We start from the raw sequence: 18,421 nt of genomic DNA, 5'->3' as shown, positions 1-18,421 counted from the left end.
ATTTGCCAACCCCAAAAACTCCCGTCACTATCCCATTTATGCAAAAACGCAACGTTTCTATCGTCTTAAGAGAGCTGCTCGCTCGCGACGGGATCTCCCCCACGGAGCTTCACCGGCGTACCGGCGTGCCTCAATCCACTCTGTCACGGATTCTCAGCGGCAAGATCGTTGATCCGTCGGACAAGCACATCTCGCGTATTGCCGATTACTTCCGGGTGAGCACCGACCAGTTGCGCGGGCGCGCGGGGCCGGCGTGGCAGGATGAACGCGATCCGATGCATTCGGAGCTCAAGGATATAAGCCTGTGGGACGACGACACGCCCGTTAATGATGACGAGGTGTCGATCCCCTTTTTGCGCGAGGTTGAATTGGCTGCTGGATCAGGAAGATTCGTCATCGAGGAAAGCGAGAAGGCCAGCCTGCGTTTTGGTAAGCGCAGCCTGCGGCATAACGGTGTGCAGTTCGACCAGGCCAAGTGTGTGACGGTGCGTGGCAACAGCATGCTGCCGGTGTTGCGCGACGGGGCGACGGTGGGGGTGAATGCCGGCAAGAGCGGGATCGGCGATATCGTGGATGGTGACTTGTATGCCATCAATCACAACGGTCAATTGCGGGTCAAACAGCTCTATCGCCTGCCATCGGGGATTCGCTTGCGCAGTTTCAATCGTGACGAGCATCCGGATGAGGACTATAGCTTCCAGGATATCCAGGAGGAGCAGATCAGCATCCTCGGTCACGTTTTCTGGTGGGGCATGTACGCCCGTTAACCTCGCTCCGTAAGAAACAGCCCGCCCACGAGCGGGCTTTTTTTCGTCTGTGCAAAACCGCAAGTGCCCGCTATATAAGGGTTTTATGCGTTAACGCATTTTTGGTGGCGATATAAATGCATTTATGCATTGACTGTATATGCATACATGCATATTCTCCATCTCAAGCCAGCCAACAAGGCCTGGTGGAGGCGGCAAGGATGCTGCCAAGGAAGACAAGGAAGGCACGCAACACTGGCATGGACGCCACCGAGTGATGGCAAGGACGCCAGGCAACACCGGCAAGGATGCCGACGCTCTTTAGTTTCACGGTTTTACAACAGGCAGCGATGAACCGGCCTTGACGGTTCAGAGGGTTGGCAACTGACCCGGGTGTGCAGCGTAAAGCACCACAAGCAGTTATCCGGCAGACAGGGATCGTGGTCGGAAAAACATCGAGGAAAGATCCGTACCGCGCCAGTAGCGCCGAAAGATCCAAGGACCGCATTACTGAAAAGCCCGGGCCACCGGGCTTTTTGGAATGCCTACCGACACCCCCATCCATCTATTTAACAAAGCACCGGCCATCTGCCGGGTTTACGCATTCCAGGAGGCGTGACATGACAAACGAGCAGCAAGCGTTGGCAGAAATGCCTATCTGGCTGGTGATTATTCTGGCCCTGATTGGCGGTGTATCCGGGGAGATGTGGCGCGCCGACAAGGAGGGCGCCCGCGGTTGGTCACTGGTGCGCCGCCTGGCCCTGCGTTCCGGGGCGTGCATGGTGTGCGGGGTATCGGCGTTGATGCTGTTGTACGCCGCCGGCATGTCGATCTGGACGGCCGGTGCCCTGGGTTGCTTGACCGCCATGGCCGGCGCCGATGTCGCTATCGGCCTTTATGAGCGCTGGGCCGCCAAGCGCATCGGGGTCAACCAGCCCCCGGACTCAAAGTGATCGTTGCAAGGAAGCCACACCATGACCCTCATTGAAAAACCTTCACAACTGCCGATAGCCATCGGCCAGGCCCTGCGTGCGGCGTTTCCCGAGCTACGGGTGGGCAGCCCGCCGGGCATCCTCGCGGCGGATGAACCCTGCGTGGCAATCACCGTCGAGCGTAATGGCCCGGGCGTCCGTTCCCTTGAAGGGCGCAAGGCCCATGTGCTGTCGATCTCGCTCAAGGTCATGTCCGCCCAGGGCGCGCAGCCCTTTGACGCCTGTGACCTGGCAAGCCGGCTGATGGACCTGGTGCTGGATAATCGTTGGCAGTTGCCGGCGGCCCAGTGCGATGTGCCCGTCAATATCGTTGCGCTGCCGTTGACCCTGGTGGGGGCTGAAACTCACTACGACAGTTGGACCGTGTCCTTCAACCAAACCCTCTATCTCGGCCCGCCGCTGCTTGACGACCCTATCGGCAAGCCGCTGTTTGCCTGCACCTGGGAGGTGTCGAATATCGACGACCCCGATCAATACCGGCCATTGCAGGAGTAGCCCATGTTCGATGCACTGTTACGCCTGCAACTGGCGCCCATCGTCGAGCGCCTGGCGCAGATGGAAACCCAGCTTGAGGACCTCTATCGGCGCGCCGAGAGTTTTTGCCGGATCGGCGTGTGCCAGGAGGTCGACGCGGCCAGCAATACCTGCAAGGTCAGGCATGGCGAGTTGCTGACCCCGGCGATTCGCTTTTTTAATCCCAGCGCCGGGGCGCAGACCGAAACGCGGATCCCCACGGTGGGTGAGCAATGCCTGCTGCTCAACTACGGTGGCGGCGAGGGCGGCGGGCAGTCGGTGGCGTTGTTTGGCCTCAACAGCGATCGCTTCCCGCCGCTGTCCAGTGTGGCCAGCCTGACGAGCCGGCGTTACCCGGACGGCACGCAAAGCGCCTACGACGCCGCCGGTCATGTACTGGATTGGAACAATGGGCCCACGGCATTCAGCGGCTCCCGCGAGCAGGTGGAAATGAGCCTGGGTGCCGCCCGTTTGGTCATGACCGCCGCAACCATCAGCGTGCAGGTCGGTGCAGTTGGCCTGCTGCTGGATGCGTCCGGCGTGCACTTGAGTGGCCCGGTGGTGGACCACCAGGGCCGAGTTATCAGCACGGCATAAGGATTTGCCATGATCGGAATAGAGAGAAACACCGGGGCCGTGGTGGACGACTGGCCGCAATTTGTCCAGCGCGCCACCCGGGCCCTGACCACACCTTTGGGCACACGGCAGAAACGCCCGCTGTACGGTTCGCTGATCCCGCAATTGTTGGGGCAGAACCTGGGCGATGACCTGTTGATCCTCGCTCAAAGCCACGCCGCCCAGGCTTTTTACAACCCACAGAACGGCATCGCCGATTTTGATCCGCAAGTCATCGTCGCCAATCGCCAGGGCGCTGGCCTGTTGCTGCGGTTTGCCGGGACCTGGAAAAACCGCAAGCAATCCTTCGAGGTGGTGACATGAGCATGTTGATCCCCGGGCAGAACCAATTGGCGCCGCCCGACCTGATCGCCGTCGACGAATTCGAGCCGTTGCTGGCGCAGTTCAAGGCGTTTGTCGTCGACTATGTCGCCGCCCGCGCCCCGCAAAGCGCGGCCAAGCTCAAGGTCAGCCTGGACAACGAAAGCGAGTTGCTGACCCTGGCCCTGGAGGCGTTTTGTGTGCGCCTGCAAACCCATGAGCGCAAGTACAACGCGCGCATCCAGCAGATGCTGGCGTGGTGGGCCAACGGCAGCAACCTGGATGCGCGCCTGGCCGATATGGGCCTGGAGCGCCAGGTGCTCGACCCCGGCGACCCGGCGGCGTTCCCGCCGGTGCCGCCGACCCTCGAAAGCGATGACGATGCCCGGCTGCGCTACTACCTGGCACCCCACGCGCCGGCCGCTGGTTCGCGCATGCAGTATCGGCGCGAGGTCTTTACCCTCGGCGAACGGCCGGTGGTGAAAGTCCACGGTACTGCGGCGGGGGTGGTCACCGTCAGCTATACCTTCGACCCGGATGGCTATGCCGCCCAGGTCAAGGACGGCAACGCCCGGCGCACCGCACCTGGGCAAGTGATGGTCACCGTGCTGTCTCGTACCGGCAATGGCACGCCGTCGGCAGATTTGCTTGAAGGGGTGCGGCGTCATTTCGCCCGGCCCGATGTACGTCCGGAAACCGATTGGGTGGCGGTGCAGGGCGCGCAGATCGTGCCGTACAAGATCCGCGTGGTGGCCAAGATCAACGCCGGCCCCGACTCGGGGCTGACGCAAGTGGCGGCCCAGCAGCTACTGCAAACCTATGCCGAATCCTGCCACTGCCTGGAAGGGCGCGTGGACCCGAGCTGGATCGACTACACCATCCACACCGCCGGGGCGGCGCAGTTGGAGATTCTCGAACCGCTGGCGCCGATTATCACCACGGCATTCCAGGCCCCGTATTGCATGGGTGTCGAGGTGGAGGTGCGCAGCTTATGACTGAACAATCTCCCAGCCTGTTGCCCGCCAACAGCTCACCGCTGGAGAAGGCGCTGGACCTGGGCTTTGCCCGACTGCTCGAACGGGTCGCCCCGCCATTCCCGGCGTTGATGAACCCGCTGCAAACGCCCGCGCCGTTCCTGCCTTACCTGGCCGCCGACCGTGGCGTCAGCGAATGGAATGCGTCTGCCAGCGAAACCGAAAAACGCCTCACGGTCGCCCTGTCCTGGCAAATCCAGCGCCAGGCCGGCACGCCCAAGGCGTTGAGCCACGCGGTCGAATCCCTGGGGTTTACCCCCAATATTCTGGCCTGGTACCAACAGCGCCCGCAGGCCCAGCCCTACACCTTTGACGTGCAGGCGATCATCGGCCGCAGTTGGTCCAGTGGCGACCACAACCGCCTGATCCGCCGCATCAACGCGGCCAAAAGCGAGCGCGATCTGGCCACCATCACCCTGGTGCACGAAGTGTTCGGTGGGCTGCCGATGACCGGCGCCACCCACCGTGCACTGAGCGACGGCGAGTTGTCGTTGTGGGGCGCGCTGCCGGAACTCGCATTGAGTTCAAGGCTAAACAGTGCGGGCATCGCCCAGCACTACACCATTAACGACTACGACCTCAGGGCGCAGCCATGACCGATGACATCACGCGCCTGGTGCGCTTCACCTCCAAGGGTTTGGATGAAGTGCTGCAGGCAAAGAACCAAGGCTTGAAAGGCGAAATCACCCACATCGCCGCCGGCACCGGCCGCTACAACCCCACCGGCAACGAAACCGCCCTGCGCAATGAGCGCCAGCGCGTAGCCATTGTGGACTACGAAGACCTGGGCCAGCGCCAACTGCGCATGGCCGCGCTGTTTGATGGCGATGGCGAATATGAGATTGGCGAGTTTGGGTTTTATCTCGCCAGCGGGACGCTGTTGGCCGTGTATTCGGTGGCGGGGCAGTTGCTGACGTATAAGGCGGCGGCTGCGCGGGTGCTGCAGAAGTTCACTTTGGATATTTCGCCGTTGCCGGCGGATAGCGTGACGATTGTGGTGGGGAGTGAAAACTTGAACGTGTTGTTGACCGAGGAGATTGCAGAGCTTGCTACGGCCAGCGTTGACAATATGGCTCGGCATGTTGGTGTGCTATTTCGAGTCATGGCTCTGGAAGCCAAGTGACGAGCGGATTAACAAGATAAGTCATATAGGGAGTTGAATATGAGTATGGAAACTACGATCACTAGTTTGGTCGCGGCTGCAAATAAGTTAACCAGCGCGATAAATGGGAAGGTCGCTGAAATAGATGCTTCTGTTTTGGCGGCGGTTCGCGCAATTCCTGAAATGTCCCGGTCATTTTATGTCGATGCGGTAGGTGGTAGCGATATGGCCTTGGGATCGGTGGAGGCCCCGCTCAAATCTATTAAAGAGGCGATGGGGCGATCTAATATTACCCCTTATGTAACGATTTACCTGAAGGCAGCTCAGACGCATGAGTATGCGGCTCCTACTGAGCAAACCCCTTACTGGTCAATCGCGAATAAGCTGGTTTTCATGAGGTATGGTTCAGGGAGTAATCCGGTTTTTTCTCCAAAGGTTGGCGAATATATGGCTGGTAGTTCAAATATTCACTTCTTGTCGCTCGAGGGGGGCAGTGTCTACTTTCGATTCGTTGATGTTGTTATGCCGACTGTATTAAAAGCAGGAACGTCTGGTTGGTATTCCTTCGCTTCATCTCTGTTTCATCGCGCACATGGTCCGGCCGCTTCCGTGCAGGGCTCGGTTACCTTCTCGGGGAGTAAGCTGACGTTGGGTGCGGTAAACGTTTTTTACTCAGGGTACTCTGCTAACTATAAGGTGGAGCTTACGTCCTCCGTTGTGGATGCGGATTTTTCAACGAAATTTGCTGAGTTGGCCGGCGCTACGATGTTGTTGTCGGTATTTGCCTCGTCGATTACAGGAAATAAAACTTGGTCGCACCTTGTGACTGGTTTGGTAAAAGACTCCGGAGGGAGTCTGTCCAATTTGCTGAGTAATGTTGGCAACGTCGTAGCTGCTGGAGTTTGATGATGATTAAAGAATTCAGAAATAAAGATCAGACTTTCTACAATGTGACTGTAGGGCAGTTGCTTGAGATGGGGTTTTCTAAAGCCGAAGTCGACACCGCTTTGCAGATCGAACAGGCTGCTGATTTGGCTTTCAATCGTCGCCAGGCCTACCGAGTAGATGCGGACCCGCTCTATATGGAGTGGCAGTACGATCAGACCGAGGCCAAGGAGAAAGCATGGCGGGCTAAAGTCGCCGAAATCAAGGCTCGTTACCCACTGCCGGGTGAGTAAACCGGCAGCAATCACAAACACCGCGAAAGCGGTTTTTTTTCGCATCCAAGAAAGCCCCATCGCTGGGGCTTTCGCGTTTCTGGAGTCTCCCATGGCCAACCGCCAAACCTACACCGTCCTCATCCCATTCCCCACCGGAGGTGGCCACTGGTCCACCGTCGGCCAGGAACTGGACCTGCTGGACGTCGAAGCAACCGCCCTGCGCACCGCCGGCCGCCTGGAACTGACCAGCGTGCTGGCTGCCGCCCAAGACACCCCACCGGCCAAGAAGGCCGTCACCAAGAAGGCTGAATAATCATGGCTGAGGTTTTGAACTTCGAGCATAACGGCATCACCGTCAATGCCAGCGAATCCCCCGAGGCTATGGGTGGCCTGGGTGACAACGTGATCGGTCTGGTCGGCACCGCGCCCAATGCGCACCTGTCGATCCCGAAAAACGCCCCATTCCGTATCAATAGCTTCACCGCCCAGGCGCTGCTGGACCCGACCGGCGCCGAGTCGGGCACGTTGTTTCATGCGGTGTACCAGATCCTCAAAGTGGTCAAGGTGCCGGTGTATGTGGTGATCGTCGAAGAGGGCGCCACCCCGGCCGATACCCTCAACAACGTGATCGGCGGCAATGAGCCGGTGACCGGTCGCAAACTGGGCCTCGCGGCGCTTGGCAGCGTGCCCGAAGACCTGACCATCATCGGCGCCCCGGGCTTTACCGGGACCAAGGCTGTTGCCGGTGAATTTGCCGCGTTCGGCAAGCGCATCAAGGCCCGTGTGGTGCTGGACGGCAAAGACGCCAGCGTCGCCGACCAAGTGACCTACAGCGGCGAGCTGGGTGGCGAAGGCCTGGGTTTCGACCGCTGCCTGCTGGTGCACAACATGCCGTCGGTGTACTCCAAGGCTGCGAAGAAAAACGTGTTCCTCGCGCCGTCGTCCCTGGCCATCGCCGCATTGGCCAAGGTCAAGCAGTGGGAAAGCCCGGGCAATCAGGTGACCTTCGCCGAAGACGTTTCCCGCGTGGTCGAGTACAACATCCTCGACACCTCCACCGAAGGCGACCTGCTCAACCGCTACGGCGTGAGCTACTACGCGCGCACCGTCCTCGGCGGCTTCTCGCTGCTGGGTAACCGCTCCGTCACCGGCAAGTTCATCAGCTATGTCGGCCTGGAAGACGCCATCAGCCGCAAGCTGGTCAAGGCCGGGCAGAAAGCCATGGCGCACAACCTGACCAAGTCGTTCATGGACCAGGAGGTCAAGCGCATCAACGACTGGCTGCAAACCCTGGTGGCCGACGAAACCATCCCCGGTGGCAGCGTGTACCTGCACCCGGAACTCAACAGTGTCGAGAAGTACAAGAACGGCACCTGGTTCATCGTGATCGACTACGGCCGCTACGCGCCGAACGAACACATGGTTTATCAACTCAATGCCCGCGATGAAATCATCGAGCAATTCCTGGAGGACGTTCTCTAATGTTTACCAACCGAGTAAGACAGGCCATTGCGGCCACCCTCCAGGGCCTGCCGCTGTCGGCGACCGTCGAGGAATTCACCCCGCCGAAGATCGAGTTCGACATGGAGCCCATGTCCGGCGGGCGCTTTATCGCCGAGGAAATGGCCAAGAGTGGCAAGGTACTCAGCGCCAAGCTGGTGCTGCAAGGCGCCGGTCCCGAAATCATGCTGGCCCTGGGCGTGCGCCTGGGCGAAGACATCCTGCTTAACGTGCGCGAAGCGGGCCAGGACCAGGACGGCAAGACCTACTTCACCTACCACACCGTCGGCGGCAAGCTCAAATCCCTGGAGGAAGCCAAGCTGAAGATGGGCGAAAAGGCGACCACCACCCTGGATCTGTCCTGCCGCACCTACCATCGCCTGGACAACGGCGTGCCGGTGATCGACATCGACGTGCGCACCCAGAAGTTTGTGCTCAACGGCGTCGACATCCTCGGCGATGCCCGGCGTGCGGTGTTGATGCCGTAAACCTTTCCACGAATCGGAAATAGGCACGGCCAGTGTGGGAGCTGGCAAGCCAGCTCCCGCATTTACCGTGTCCACGTGTTCAACATTGTTCATCAAGGAGTTTCGCCCATGGCCTGGAAGCCACCCCTGCATATCCTGCTGGCGCCCATCACCGCCGACAGCGGTGCGACGATCGAGCAGATCCAACTCAAACCCTTGTTCTACGCCCCACAAAAACAGGCGCTGGCCCGTGCGGGTGATGACGAGGACGATCAATTCTTCGAACTGGCCAAGCTGGCCACCGGCCTTTCGGAAAAAGAACTCGACCAACTCAAGCGCCCGGACTACGTGAGCATCGTCCAGTACGTGCACGACCTGTCGACGCGCCCGGCTTCGTTCTTCCTGGGAGGTTCCAACGAGCCCGGCGAGCAGGTGCAACTGCTGCTGCCACTGGACGTGGCCGGCCGCGTGTTGACCAGCGTCACCCTGGAAATGCCCGCCCTGCGCGCCACCAAGGTGATGAAAAAGCTCCCCACCAACAAAGAGCGCGCCGAGTTCATTACCTCGCACTGCACCGGCCTGATGATCCCCGACCTGGACGGCCTGACCGTGCCGGACTGGACGGAGATGCAGGAGCGCATCGACGATTTTTTAAACAAACCGGCGGACTTCTTTCGCAGCGCGATATCGAAGTAATCCTCGATGTTGTACCGCTGGTTTACTCGGTAAACGAAGCGGAAATTCTTGAATGGAATGCCGCAAAAGCATTGCGCCGCTACGACATCGCGATCAGTCGCCTTGGCGTCAAATAGGAGTAGAGCGAGATGCAAGACCCTCGATATACGCTCAAGCTCGCCGACGAAGACAAGCGCTGGATGACCTTTCCCGCACTGGCCGAAAGTGGAGCCTTGCAACTGCCGGGCCTGCTTGAAGCACAGGACGAAAGTCTGGTTGGCGCCTCCAGTGTGGGCGGCGCAACAGAGCCGCCGTCTGAGCTGAGCCTGGCCCTGGCCAATGCCAGCCTACATATCCACGCGTTGACCGAAGAACAGGTGCGCCTGCGCGAGAGCCTGGAAACCCTTAATGGCACCCTGTTTATCACGGGCGGCTCCCTGCTCGGTGGTGTCGCTGCAAGCTCCGTCCCTGTGGCTCCAGAGGCCACCCAGGACAAGGAGCCGGCAGCGGACTCCTGGTACACCAAGGGGGCAAAGTGGTTGGGGGAGGGCTATCTCGAGACGGCCAGGAGCCGGTTAACGGGCAAGGCTGTCGATGTGACGCTTGGCAAGTTGCCCGGCGTGGGGAAACTGTTTCGCGACGATAGCAAGGATTGCTGCTGCCCAGGGGCGACCGAAACCTTGAAGGGACGTGCGCGTTTTCTGCCGAAAAAAACGCTGCGCGAGAGACTCACGGAGCGGTCGTCGTCGAAAAAAACCACCCGCGTCGGCAGCAGCATTGTTGGGTCAATGGCAACGCTGCAGCGTATTTTTGGACAGGCCAGCAAGGCGTTTGACGGGCCCAAAGTGGGTTTTCATGGTGCGTCGTTTCAAGCTGATCGGCCCGCTCCGCGCCTGGGCGAGCGTTCATCCAAGGCGCTTGTTTCACCCGTTCGTGGGCCGCTGTTGCTCAGCGCTCCAGCGCTGGTTTTGCCCAAGACTATCCCCTCCAGCCTGGTTTCAACGATGACCAAACTGGAGTCCGTCGGCACTCGATCCCTTGCGCCGCTGCGCTACGCCGACACCGCCGTCAACCTCGTCCAAGGTGTGCGCAACGGCGACCTGCAAGCGGTTGGCAGTAGCCTCGGCACTGCCGGCGGTGCATGGGCCGGCGCCACTGCCGGGGCGGCCCTTGGTACCCTGGTTTTGCCAGGCGTTGGCACTGCCGTCGGTGGCCTGATCGGCGGCCTGTTGGGCGGCGAAGCGGGCACCTGGCTGGGTGAGAAACTCTTCCCTTCCAGCAATCGCCTGCCATCGCCCGATGCAGTGAGCAAAGAGCTCAACAGCGCCCGCTCGGACAACGTCCAGGTCACCCTGGCACCGAGCATCCAGATCACCGGCGTCAACCCCGCCGACGCCCAGCAGGTGGTCGACCGGGTCCTGCAAACCCTGCAAAACGAATGCGTGCCGATGCTCACCGATTCACTGGCGGTTCGGCGCAACGCGGCACTGACCGATGGAGGTGATTAATGCGACAGCAGATGGTGCTGGGCGACTTTATTTTCGGGCTGTCCCGAGGGTTCGCCTATTCCACGCTCCAGCGCAGCAGTGATGGCGGCTGGGGTGACCTGGAGATTATTGCCAGCAAGCCCCAGTCGCGGCAAAACGGCCAGAAGTTGGAAAAGCTGACCTTCGCCGGCACCGCTATGGCGGCCGTCGGCATGCAGCGCCTGGACCAATTGCGCGCCTTGCAGGATGCACGGGCGCCGCTGCCGTTGGTCGATGGCATCGGCCGCAACTGGGGCCTGTGGCGCATTACCGGGCTCACGGAAAACCAGGCCAATGTGATCGACGACGGCACTGCCATGTTGATCAATTGGTCGCTGGTGCTGGAGGAGTTCGTCAATGCGTAGAGTACGAAGTATTGCCGGTGATTCGGTCAACCTGCTGCTCTACCGCGAGCTGGGGCGGTGCGATGACGCGGCCGAAGAAACCCTCTGGCGCTTGAACCCCGGGCTTGCCGAGCATGGCCCGGTGTTGCCGGCGGGCGTAGGGGTGATCGTGCCCGAGATGGACGCGCAACCGGGTGTTGCAAAGCCCGTTTCGGCCTGGGATTAAGGAGGCAGCATGGCAATGGGATTTACCCCGGTCGTGGAGATTTATGGCGCCAACGCAGCTCTGATCAACCCGCGGCTGATGCAGTGGAAGCACACCGATGCGGCCGGGATCGAATCCGACCGCCTGGAACTGACCATCAATATCGAGGGCCTGGAAGGCCTGCCGAGCCTGGGCGCCAAGATCGGTTTGCGCGTGGGTTACCGCGAGTCGGGCCTGGTGGAAAAAGGCGAGTTTGTGATTACCCAGCGCACCCCCTACCTGTTTCCCATGCGCCTGGCGCTCGTGGCCACGGCGGCGCCGTTCAGCGTGATGGACCAGAGTGGCTACCGCCAGCGCCGTTCCGCCAGCCATGGGCCCACGACCCTCGGTGCGCTGTTTCGCCAACTGGCGACGCGGCATGGGTTTTCGCCCAGGGTGGCGCCGTCGCTGGATGGGATTGCGATTGATCATATCGACCAGTCCAACGAGACCGACATGGGCTTTATCACCCGCCTGGCCGGGCGTTACAACGCGGTGACCAAGCCGGTCAACGAGCTGTATGTGCTGGCGGAAAGCGGCCAGGTCAAGTCGCTCTCGGGCCAGCAACTGCCGGATGTGCGGCTGTCGGTGACCCATGACAACCGTCCCGGCGAGCAGGCGTTTATCAGTGCCCGGGTTGATGAAAATGCGCGGGCCAAATACCAGGGTTGCCGTGTCAGTTGGTGGGATGCCGCGGCCTCTCGCCAGCGCGTGGTCGAGGTGGGGATCGCACCGTTCAAGACGTTGCGCCAACGGTGCCAGAGTGAAACCGAAGCGCGCTCAGTGGCACAGGGCGAGTTGCGCCGGGTGGGGCGTGAAGGTTTGAGCATCACTATCGACTGCCCTGGTAACCCGTTGCTGTCCGCCGAAGGCCTGTTGTTGCTGGATGAAACCTGGCCGGGCTATATGCAGGGGCGCTGGTCTATTGACAAGGTGACCCATGTAGGCGACACCACGACGGGGTATCGCAGTTCGATCATGGCCCGTGGATTGGCCTCTTAAATGGTTGGAGATCAAGGATGATCACGCTGACGCAGTTGCAACAGATCCTGCCTAACGCCCGCGCCCAAGCGGGCTTTTTTATTTTGGCGCTGAACGCCGCCATGCTCCATCGACACATCACCGGGCCTAAGCGGATGGCGGCCTTTATCGCCCAGGTCGGGCACGAGTCCGGCGAGCTGCGTTACGTGCGTGAACTCGGCGGCGAGCACTACCTGGGCAAATACGACACGGGCACCTTGGCTGCACGCCTGGGCAACACTCCCGACGCCGACGGTGACGGCCAGAAGTACCGGGGCCGCGGCTTGATCCAGATTACCGGGCGGCGCAATTACCTGGCCTGCAGCCGGGCGCTGTTTGGCGATGAACGTCTGCTGCATTTCCCCGAACTGCTGGAGCAGCCGCAATGGGCGGCCGAATCCGCCGCCTGGTTCTGGCACAGCAACGGCTTGAATGAATTGGCGGACCAGGACCAATTCACCACCATCACCCGCCGTATCAATGGTGGCCTTAACGGACTGGAGCACCGCCAACAGTTGTGGGAAAAGGCGAGGGCAGTGTTATGCCGTTGAGCGGGCGCATAGGGGCGGTTGCCCTGCTGATGGCTATCTCGGCGGCAGCCAGCTGGCAGGTCCAGGCCTGGCGCCATGGCCTTGCCTTTGAGCGCCAGGCGGCGCGGCATTCAGAGGAGCTCAACCGACAAAGCCAGGCGGCGCTGGGCCAATACCGGGCCGAACAGCACAGGCGCCAGGCGTTGGAGCAACAGCTTCAGGCCAGCGATCAACAACACACCCGGGAGTTGAACGATGCACAGCGTCACCAGGTTTATCTGCGCGACCGGCTGGCCACTGCTGATGTGCGCTTGTCAGTCCTTCTCGACGCCGCCGACCCCGCCAACAGCCACGCAATGCCAGCCACCGCCGCCGGCAGCGTGGTTCATGGCGCCGCGCGAGGCCGACTTGACCCGGCGCATGCTCAACGAATTATCGGCATCACCGATGCCGGTGATGACGGATTGATCGCGTTGAGGGCCTGCCAGGCCTATGTGCAGGCCATCTCCCGGTAAGTCGATGAACCCGTCTGCACCTTGCGTGGCCGATGGGCTCCTGTAGGGTAGGCAAACCCCCGCACTTTCCTGGAGACGACCGTGAAGGAAATTACCCAACTCGCCGCCGAACTTGGCCGGCGTTTGCAGGTGCTCAATGCCCACGTCACCACCGCCGAGTCCTGCACCGGTGGTGGTATTGCCGAAGCCATCACCCGTATTCCGGGGAGTTCGGCCTGGTTCGAGGCCGGGTACGTGACCTATTCCAATCGGCAGAAGACCCGCCAGCTGAATGTGCCGCAGGGTTTGTTCCCCAAGGTCGGCGCGGTCAGCCGTGAAGTGGTCGAGGCCATGGCCCGGGGCGCCCAGGAAAAAAGCCTGGCGCGGTTTGCCGTGGCGGTCAGTGGTGTGGCGGGCCCCGATGGCGGCTCGCCGGACAAACCGGTGGGCACCGTATGGCTGGCCTGGGGCGTCGGCGAAGAGGTTACGGCCGAGTGCCAGCACTTCCCCGGCAACCGCGACGAGGTCCGCCGACAAACGGTAAAGGCCGCATTAGAGGGGCTGTTGCGACGAGCTGCAGCAGAAATAGAAAATCAGGGGTAGGCGATCCCCGATCTTTATGGAACAATACTGTCTACTTATACAGGTGTTGGCCGTCAGGCCTTATTGATTACGTGAGGACTTTAATGGACGACAACAAGAAGAAAGCCTTGGCTGCGGCCCTGGGTCAGATCGAACGTCAATTCGGCAAGGGTGCCGTAATGCGTATGGGCGATCACGACCGTCAGGCGATCCCGGCTATTTCCACTGGCTCTCTGGGTCTGGACATCGCGCTCGGCATTGGCGGCCTGCCAAAAGGCCGTATCGTTGAAATCTACGGTCCAGAGTCTTCTGGTAAAACCACCCTGACCCTGTCGGTGATTGCCCAGGCCCAAAAAATGGGCGCCACCTGCGCGTTCGTCGATGCCGAGCACGCCCTGGATCCTGAATACGCGGGCAAGCTGGGCGTCAATGTCGACGACCTGCTGGTTTCGCAGCCGGACACTGGCGAACAAGCCCTGGAAATCACCGACATGCTGGTGCGCTCCAACGCCATCGACGTGATCGTGGTCGACTCCGTGGCGGCCCTGGTGCCAAAGGCCGAGATCGAAGGCGAAATGGGCGACATGCACGTCGGCCTGCAAGCCCGTCTGATGTCCCAGGCCCTGCGTAAAATCACCGGTAACATTAAGAACGCCAACTGCCTGGTGATCTTCATCAACCAGATCCGGATGAAGATCGGCGTAATGTTCGGCAGCCCGGAAACCACCACCGGTGGTAACGCGCTGAAGTTCTACGCTTCGGTCCGTCTGGACATCCGCCGTACCGGCGCGGTGAAGGAAGGTGACGAGGTTGTCGGTAGCGAAACCCGCGTCAAGGTGGTGAAGAACAAGGTAGCCCCGCCATTCCGTCAGGCTGAGTTCCAGATTCTCTACGGCAAGGGTATCTACCTGAACGGCGAGATGATCGATCTGGGCGTGCTGCACGGTTTTGTCGAGAAGTCCGGTGCCTGGTATGCCTACAACGGCAGCAAGATCGGTCAGGGCAAGGCCAACTCGGCCAAGTTCCTGCAGGACAACCCGGATATCGCGGCGACCCTTGAGAAGCAGATCCGCGACAAGCTGCTGACCCCGGCGCCAGACGTCAAGGCTGCGGCTAACCGTGAACCTGTTGATGACATGGCAGAAGCCGACGCTGATATCTGAGTCCAACGATGACAGTTGTACTCGATACGCTGGTTGCCGTACGGCGTACGGCAATGGACCTGCTCGCACGACGCGAGCATGGTCGTGTCGAGCTGACGCGTAAATTGCGTCAGCGTGGCGCCCCTCCTGAAATGATTGAAACAGCCCTCGACCGCCTGACGGAAGAGGGGCTGCTTTCCGAAGCCCGATATCTCGAAAGTTTTGTTTCCTACCGGGCACGCTCGGGCTACGGGCCTGCGCGGATTCGCGAGGAGCTGAGCCAGCGGGGCTTGCAGCGCGCCGATATTGATCTGGCACTGCGCGAGTGTGGCATCAGTTGGCAAACACAACTGGAAGACACCTGGCGCCGCAAATTTGCTGGCCATCTGCCTATTGATGCCCGTGAGCTTGCCAAGCAAGGGCGTTTTTTGAGTTATCGCGGGTTTTCGATGGAGATGATCAGCCGGCTGTTGAGCGGTCGAGATCTGGACGACTGATTCTTCGGCAAGCGACGATCAAAGGTGGGAGCTGTCGAACTCCTGCGAGGCTGCGATGGTGGCCTCACAGCGAATAGTGTATTGCCTGACACGCCGCCATCGCAGCCTCGCAGGGGCTCGACAGCTCCCACATAAAACAGCACTAAAAAAGGCCCGCTATGAAAATAGCGGGCCTTTTTTGTGTTTTACGGCATCACGCCGGTTCCGGCGCTACCCGTTGCTGTGCTTTACCCTGAGCCTCAGCCCAGTTCTCCGGCAGGTTGATGTAATCCACCAACTCTCGCAATCGCCCCTGGTTCCGCCCGGTGAAGTTGAACACCAGGCGCGTCAGGTGGCTGAAGCGTGCTTCATCGTGCTCTTGGCCCCCGTAGGGCAGTTGCTGGAAGTCATCACTGAGCCGCAGATCAGCGAAGGCCGTCTGTATATGCGCCATTGCCTGCTCGCTGAGCGGATGGTTCATGCGCACCACGAACTGGCGCTTCAACCAGCGAGTGGAATGGAAGTTGGCATAGAACTGGTTGATTTCATGCACCGCCTCTTCAGCGCTGTGAACCAGGCGTACCAGCTTGAGATCGGTGGGTAAGATGTAGCGGTTGGCCTCCAGTTGGTTGCGAACAAACTCCAGGGCACCTTTCCAGAAACCGCCGCCGGGCTCGTCCAGCAGCACCACAGGCACCAACGGGCTCTTGCCGGTCTGGATCAACGTCAGGACTTCCAGCGCTTCATCCAGGGTGCCGAAGCCGCCGGGGCAGAGCACCAACCCATCAGCTTCCTTGACGAAAAACAGCTTGCGGGTAAAGAAGAAGTGAAATGACAGCAGGTTTTCCGTGCCATCAATGGTCGGGTTGGCATGCTGCTCAAAGGGCAGGGTGATATTGAACCCCAGGCTGTGTTCCAGGCCCGCCCCTTCGTGGGCCGCGGCCATGATGCCGCCGCCGCCGCCGGTGATGACCATCAGATCCGAGCGGGCCAGGGCTGCGCCCACTTCCCGGGCCAGGGCATAGAGCGGGCTTTCCACTGGTGTGCGGGCCGAGCCGAAGACGGTGACCTTGCGTCGGCCCTTGAACTGTTCGAGCACGCGAAACGCATGGTCCAGTTCATTTATCGCCTTCAATGTGATCTTGGCGTTCCAGCGGTCGCGGTCGTCCTGGGCCATACGCAGCACGGTGAGGATCATGTCGCGATACAGAGAGATATTCGGGCTGCTGGGGGCAATCAGCTTGAGTTGCGCTTCGACCTGTTGTGTAAGGTCGGTCCCGTTTTCTGGAAAATGACGGGTCAGCAGGTCGTTCGGTTGATCAGGCATTCAGCTTCTCCTTCGTTACAGAGCCCTGGCGTCTTGCTTGCAGGCTGCTGACGGCGACGAAACAGGCTCTGTATGTTCCTTGTGGTTAAAAACCTTTGCACTGCAAGTCACGCGAGGGCAACCTTTTTTGCCCTGGAAATGTTACCGGATCGCTCGATCATGAGCCCCTAAAGTCTTGTCTGGCAATAACTTAATGGGCATTGATCGAGGTTTTGCGGGCGGGAGCTGTCGCGCCGTTGACCAACGGCGCGTGGGAGAGGGGGCTTACTTTTTCTTCTTGGCCGGGGCCGGGCAATCAGTCTCGACGAACTTGACCGAGGCCACTGGCCGGTTGGTTTTGTTTTCGGTGATTTCGTAGCGCATCACGGCGCCCTTGGCCATCAACTCGCGATAGCCTTTGTTCAGGCAAACGCTTTGTCCCAGTTGGAAATACACGGCTTTGGGGTTGGCGCGCATTTGCTCGGCGCGCTCGGGCAGCACGCTCAAGTGATCAATCAGTTGCATGCCTTCGACGGTGTAGGCCACTTCCAGGGTTTGTTCATCAATTTCCCTGGGCAGGTCTTTGTTGCTTTCTGCCGCGACGCTTTGCAGTTTCTTGTTCATTTGCAGCTCCACCAGGGAGGCTGCCTGGGCGCCCAAGGGCAATACCAGCGCCAGGGCGACGGTCGGGGCGGCAAGACGCAACATAAGACGCAGCATGAAACTCTCCTGATTCGGTTACTGGTCCATAGACCCATCACTGCGCTATGCGTTCAGTGGCGCAGGATTATAGGTGACCTGTCGCCGCGACGGCCAGGCGTATTGGCGGGGCGGCTCTGGTAAACTGCTGGCACTTTTGCCTGCCCCCGAGTTTTGTCCGTGTCGATTTTCATCGCTTCACAACGGCACCCGCTATGAGCCACGCGGTGTTCCGTCTGCGTACCCAGCGCCTGGCCCGTGCCGTCAGCCCCTTTGTCGCACGCGGCTCGCGTGCCGAACGTTGCCCCAGATGCCGAGTGATCCCCCAATACTGCCTGTGCGCCTGGCGTCCCAAGGTCCAGGCCAGGTCGGCCATGTGCCTGTTGATGCACGATGTGGAGCCGATGAAGCCCAGCAATACCGGTTGGCTGATCGCTGATGTGATCGAAGACACCAGCGCCTTCCCCTGGACGCGCACGGCCGTCGAACCTGAGTTGCTGGCGCTGCTGGCCGACCCGCAATGGCAGCCCTACATCGTCTTTCCCGGCGAGTTTGTGGCGCCGCAGCGGGTGGTCAGCGAGGTGAAGGTGGCGCAGGGCAAGCGCCCGTTGTTTATCCTGCTGGACGGCACCTGGAGCGAAGCGCGCAAGATGTTTCGCAAGAGCCCGTATCTGGAGCACCTGCCGGTACTGAGCCTGGAGCCGGAGCAGCTTTCGCGCTACAAATTGCGCCGCTCCAAGCGTGATGACCACTTCTGCACCGCCGAAGTGGCCGCGTTGTGCCTGGAACTGGCCGAGGACCAGCAGGCCAGCGAAGTGCTGGACGCCTACCTGGATGTTTTCAGTACCCATTACCTGGCGGCCAAGTTCCAGTTGGCGCTGGATCCGACGGACAGTGTCCACACGCGTCTGGCACCTTATCTGTAGGACTTCG

The 18,421-nt window shown here is 60.5% G+C and carries 26 protein-coding genes; 24 read left to right on the top strand and 2 right to left on the bottom strand.

All coding sequences use genetic code 11. The features are described 5' to 3' along the window. Positions 1 to 38: 38 nt before the first annotated feature. From ACO77H_RS22060 to recX, 23 genes are all read left to right on the top strand, one after another. Entirely contained in the window at positions 39 to 767 is a 729-nt protein-coding gene (locus tag ACO77H_RS22060) for a LexA family transcriptional regulator (RefSeq protein ID WP_169954574.1), read from the top strand. Positions 768 to 1,366: 599 nt separating this feature from the next. Beyond that, positions 1,367 to 1,699: a phage holin family protein gene (locus ACO77H_RS22055; RefSeq protein ID WP_032858418.1), complete on the top strand. Its 333-nt coding sequence runs from the start codon at positions 1,367 to 1,369 to the stop codon at positions 1,697 to 1,699. A gap of 21 nt (positions 1,700 to 1,720) precedes the next feature. Beyond that, positions 1,721 to 2,233 carry a hypothetical protein gene (locus ACO77H_RS22050; protein ID WP_432754563.1) on the top strand — a complete coding sequence of 171 codons (513 nt, stop codon included), beginning with the start codon at positions 1,721 to 1,723 and terminating at the stop codon, positions 2,231 to 2,233. A gap of 3 nt (positions 2,234 to 2,236) precedes the next feature. Next, the gene (locus ACO77H_RS22045; protein WP_432754562.1) at positions 2,237 to 2,848 is read left to right on the top strand and encodes a phage baseplate assembly protein V; all 612 of its coding nucleotides are present in this window, start codon (positions 2,237 to 2,239) and stop codon (positions 2,846 to 2,848) included. A gap of 9 nt (positions 2,849 to 2,857) precedes the next feature. Further along, complete coding sequence (locus ACO77H_RS22040; protein ID WP_057439347.1) at positions 2,858 to 3,190, top strand: hypothetical protein; 333 nt, start codon at positions 2,858 to 2,860, stop codon at positions 3,188 to 3,190. Next, positions 3,187 to 4,182, top strand: a complete 996-nt coding sequence (locus ACO77H_RS22035) for a baseplate J/gp47 family protein (RefSeq protein WP_169954577.1) — start codon at positions 3,187 to 3,189, stop codon at positions 4,180 to 4,182. Before ACO77H_RS22040 ends, ACO77H_RS22035 begins: the two co-directional genes overlap by 4 nt. Then, positions 4,179 to 4,817, top strand: a complete 639-nt coding sequence (locus ACO77H_RS22030; protein WP_432754561.1) for a phage tail protein I — start codon at positions 4,179 to 4,181, stop codon at positions 4,815 to 4,817. The genes ACO77H_RS22035 and ACO77H_RS22030 overlap by 4 nt, the downstream gene beginning before the upstream one ends. Then, on the top strand, positions 4,814 to 5,344 hold the full coding sequence (locus ACO77H_RS22025) for a phage tail protein (RefSeq protein WP_057958619.1): 531 nt from the start codon (positions 4,814 to 4,816) through the stop codon (positions 5,342 to 5,344). Before ACO77H_RS22030 ends, ACO77H_RS22025 begins: the two co-directional genes overlap by 4 nt. A 39-nt stretch (positions 5,345 to 5,383) precedes the next feature. Continuing rightward, on the top strand, positions 5,384 to 6,229 hold the full coding sequence (locus ACO77H_RS22020; protein ID WP_170056815.1) for a hypothetical protein: 846 nt from the start codon (positions 5,384 to 5,386) through the stop codon (positions 6,227 to 6,229). Positions 6,230 to 6,231: 2 nt separating this feature from the next. Beyond that, a complete protein-coding gene (locus ACO77H_RS22015; RefSeq protein ID WP_170056683.1) occupies positions 6,232 to 6,501 on the top strand; it encodes a hypothetical protein in 270 nt (89 codons plus the stop codon). A gap of 91 nt (positions 6,502 to 6,592) precedes the next feature. Continuing rightward, positions 6,593 to 6,796, top strand: a complete 204-nt coding sequence (locus ACO77H_RS22010) for a hypothetical protein (protein WP_170041847.1) — start codon at positions 6,593 to 6,595, stop codon at positions 6,794 to 6,796. 2 nt (positions 6,797 to 6,798) lie between these two features. Then, positions 6,799 to 7,965 (top strand): phage tail protein, encoded by a 1,167-nt coding sequence (locus ACO77H_RS22005; RefSeq protein WP_169954582.1) that lies wholly within the window; start codon positions 6,799 to 6,801, stop codon positions 7,963 to 7,965. Next, entirely contained in the window at positions 7,965 to 8,471 is a 507-nt protein-coding gene (locus ACO77H_RS22000) for a phage major tail tube protein (RefSeq protein WP_432754560.1), read from the top strand. The genes ACO77H_RS22005 and ACO77H_RS22000 overlap by 1 nt, the downstream gene beginning before the upstream one ends. Positions 8,472 to 8,579: 108 nt before the next feature. Beyond that, positions 8,580 to 9,146, top strand: a complete 567-nt coding sequence (locus ACO77H_RS21995) for a phage tail assembly protein (protein ID WP_432754559.1) — start codon at positions 8,580 to 8,582, stop codon at positions 9,144 to 9,146. Positions 9,147 to 9,274: 128 nt separating this feature from the next. Beyond that, positions 9,275 to 10,633, top strand: a complete 1,359-nt coding sequence (locus tag ACO77H_RS21990) for a tail tape measure protein (RefSeq protein WP_432754558.1) — start codon at positions 9,275 to 9,277, stop codon at positions 10,631 to 10,633. Continuing rightward, positions 10,633 to 11,016 carry a phage tail protein gene (locus ACO77H_RS21985; RefSeq protein WP_169954585.1) on the top strand — a complete coding sequence of 128 codons (384 nt, stop codon included), beginning with the start codon at positions 10,633 to 10,635 and terminating at the stop codon, positions 11,014 to 11,016. Before ACO77H_RS21990 ends, ACO77H_RS21985 begins: the two co-directional genes overlap by 1 nt. Then, positions 11,009 to 11,221: a tail protein X gene (locus ACO77H_RS21980; RefSeq protein ID WP_169954586.1), complete on the top strand. Its 213-nt coding sequence runs from the start codon at positions 11,009 to 11,011 to the stop codon at positions 11,219 to 11,221. Before ACO77H_RS21985 ends, ACO77H_RS21980 begins: the two co-directional genes overlap by 8 nt. Positions 11,222 to 11,230: 9 nt before the next feature. After that, the gene (locus ACO77H_RS21975) at positions 11,231 to 12,241 is read left to right on the top strand and encodes a contractile injection system protein, VgrG/Pvc8 family (RefSeq protein ID WP_170041851.1); all 1,011 of its coding nucleotides are present in this window, start codon (positions 11,231 to 11,233) and stop codon (positions 12,239 to 12,241) included. A gap of 17 nt (positions 12,242 to 12,258) precedes the next feature. Next, a complete protein-coding gene (locus tag ACO77H_RS21970) occupies positions 12,259 to 12,810 on the top strand; it encodes a glycoside hydrolase family 19 protein (protein ID WP_432754557.1) in 552 nt (183 codons plus the stop codon). Continuing rightward, a complete protein-coding gene (locus ACO77H_RS21965; RefSeq protein ID WP_432754556.1) occupies positions 12,801 to 13,304 on the top strand; it encodes a lysis system i-spanin subunit Rz in 504 nt (167 codons plus the stop codon). Before ACO77H_RS21970 ends, ACO77H_RS21965 begins: the two co-directional genes overlap by 10 nt. An 81-nt stretch (positions 13,305 to 13,385) precedes the next feature. Further along, positions 13,386 to 13,886, top strand: a complete 501-nt coding sequence (locus ACO77H_RS21960; RefSeq protein ID WP_169954590.1) for a CinA family protein — start codon at positions 13,386 to 13,388, stop codon at positions 13,884 to 13,886. 83 nt (positions 13,887 to 13,969) lie between these two features. Then, positions 13,970 to 15,028: a recombinase RecA gene (gene recA, locus ACO77H_RS21955; RefSeq protein ID WP_029295312.1), complete on the top strand. Its 1,059-nt coding sequence runs from the start codon at positions 13,970 to 13,972 to the stop codon at positions 15,026 to 15,028. Between the two features lie 8 nt (positions 15,029 to 15,036). Then, complete coding sequence (recX, locus tag ACO77H_RS21950; protein WP_432754555.1) at positions 15,037 to 15,504, top strand: recombination regulator RecX; 468 nt, start codon at positions 15,037 to 15,039, stop codon at positions 15,502 to 15,504. A gap of 193 nt (positions 15,505 to 15,697) precedes the next feature. Here recX and ACO77H_RS21945 read toward each other — a convergent pair whose 3' ends face one another. Both ACO77H_RS21945 and ACO77H_RS21940 read right to left on the bottom strand, forming a co-directional pair. Then, the gene (locus tag ACO77H_RS21945; protein ID WP_170056822.1) at positions 15,698 to 16,810 is read right to left on the bottom strand and encodes a TIGR00730 family Rossman fold protein; all 1,113 of its coding nucleotides are present in this window, start codon (positions 16,808 to 16,810) and stop codon (positions 15,698 to 15,700) included. A 264-nt stretch (positions 16,811 to 17,074) separates the two neighbouring features. Continuing rightward, positions 17,075 to 17,509 carry a PA3611 family quorum-sensing-regulated virulence factor gene (locus ACO77H_RS21940; protein WP_169954592.1) on the bottom strand — a complete coding sequence of 145 codons (435 nt, stop codon included), beginning with the start codon at positions 17,507 to 17,509 and terminating at the stop codon, positions 17,075 to 17,077. Positions 17,510 to 17,703: 194 nt separating this feature from the next. Here ACO77H_RS21940 and ACO77H_RS21935 point away from each other — a divergent pair, with 194 nt between their 5' ends. Continuing rightward, complete coding sequence (locus tag ACO77H_RS21935; protein WP_169954593.1) at positions 17,704 to 18,414, top strand: tRNA-uridine aminocarboxypropyltransferase; 711 nt, start codon at positions 17,704 to 17,706, stop codon at positions 18,412 to 18,414. Positions 18,415 to 18,421 lie beyond the last annotated feature (7 nt).

The organism is Pseudomonas sp. WMBT8 (assembly GCF_050916005.1).
Lineage (GTDB): Bacteria > Pseudomonadota > Gammaproteobacteria > Pseudomonadales > Pseudomonadaceae > Aquipseudomonas.
Note: the sequence above shows the minus strand (reverse complement) of the source record. Positions and strands in the feature narration are given on the sequence as shown.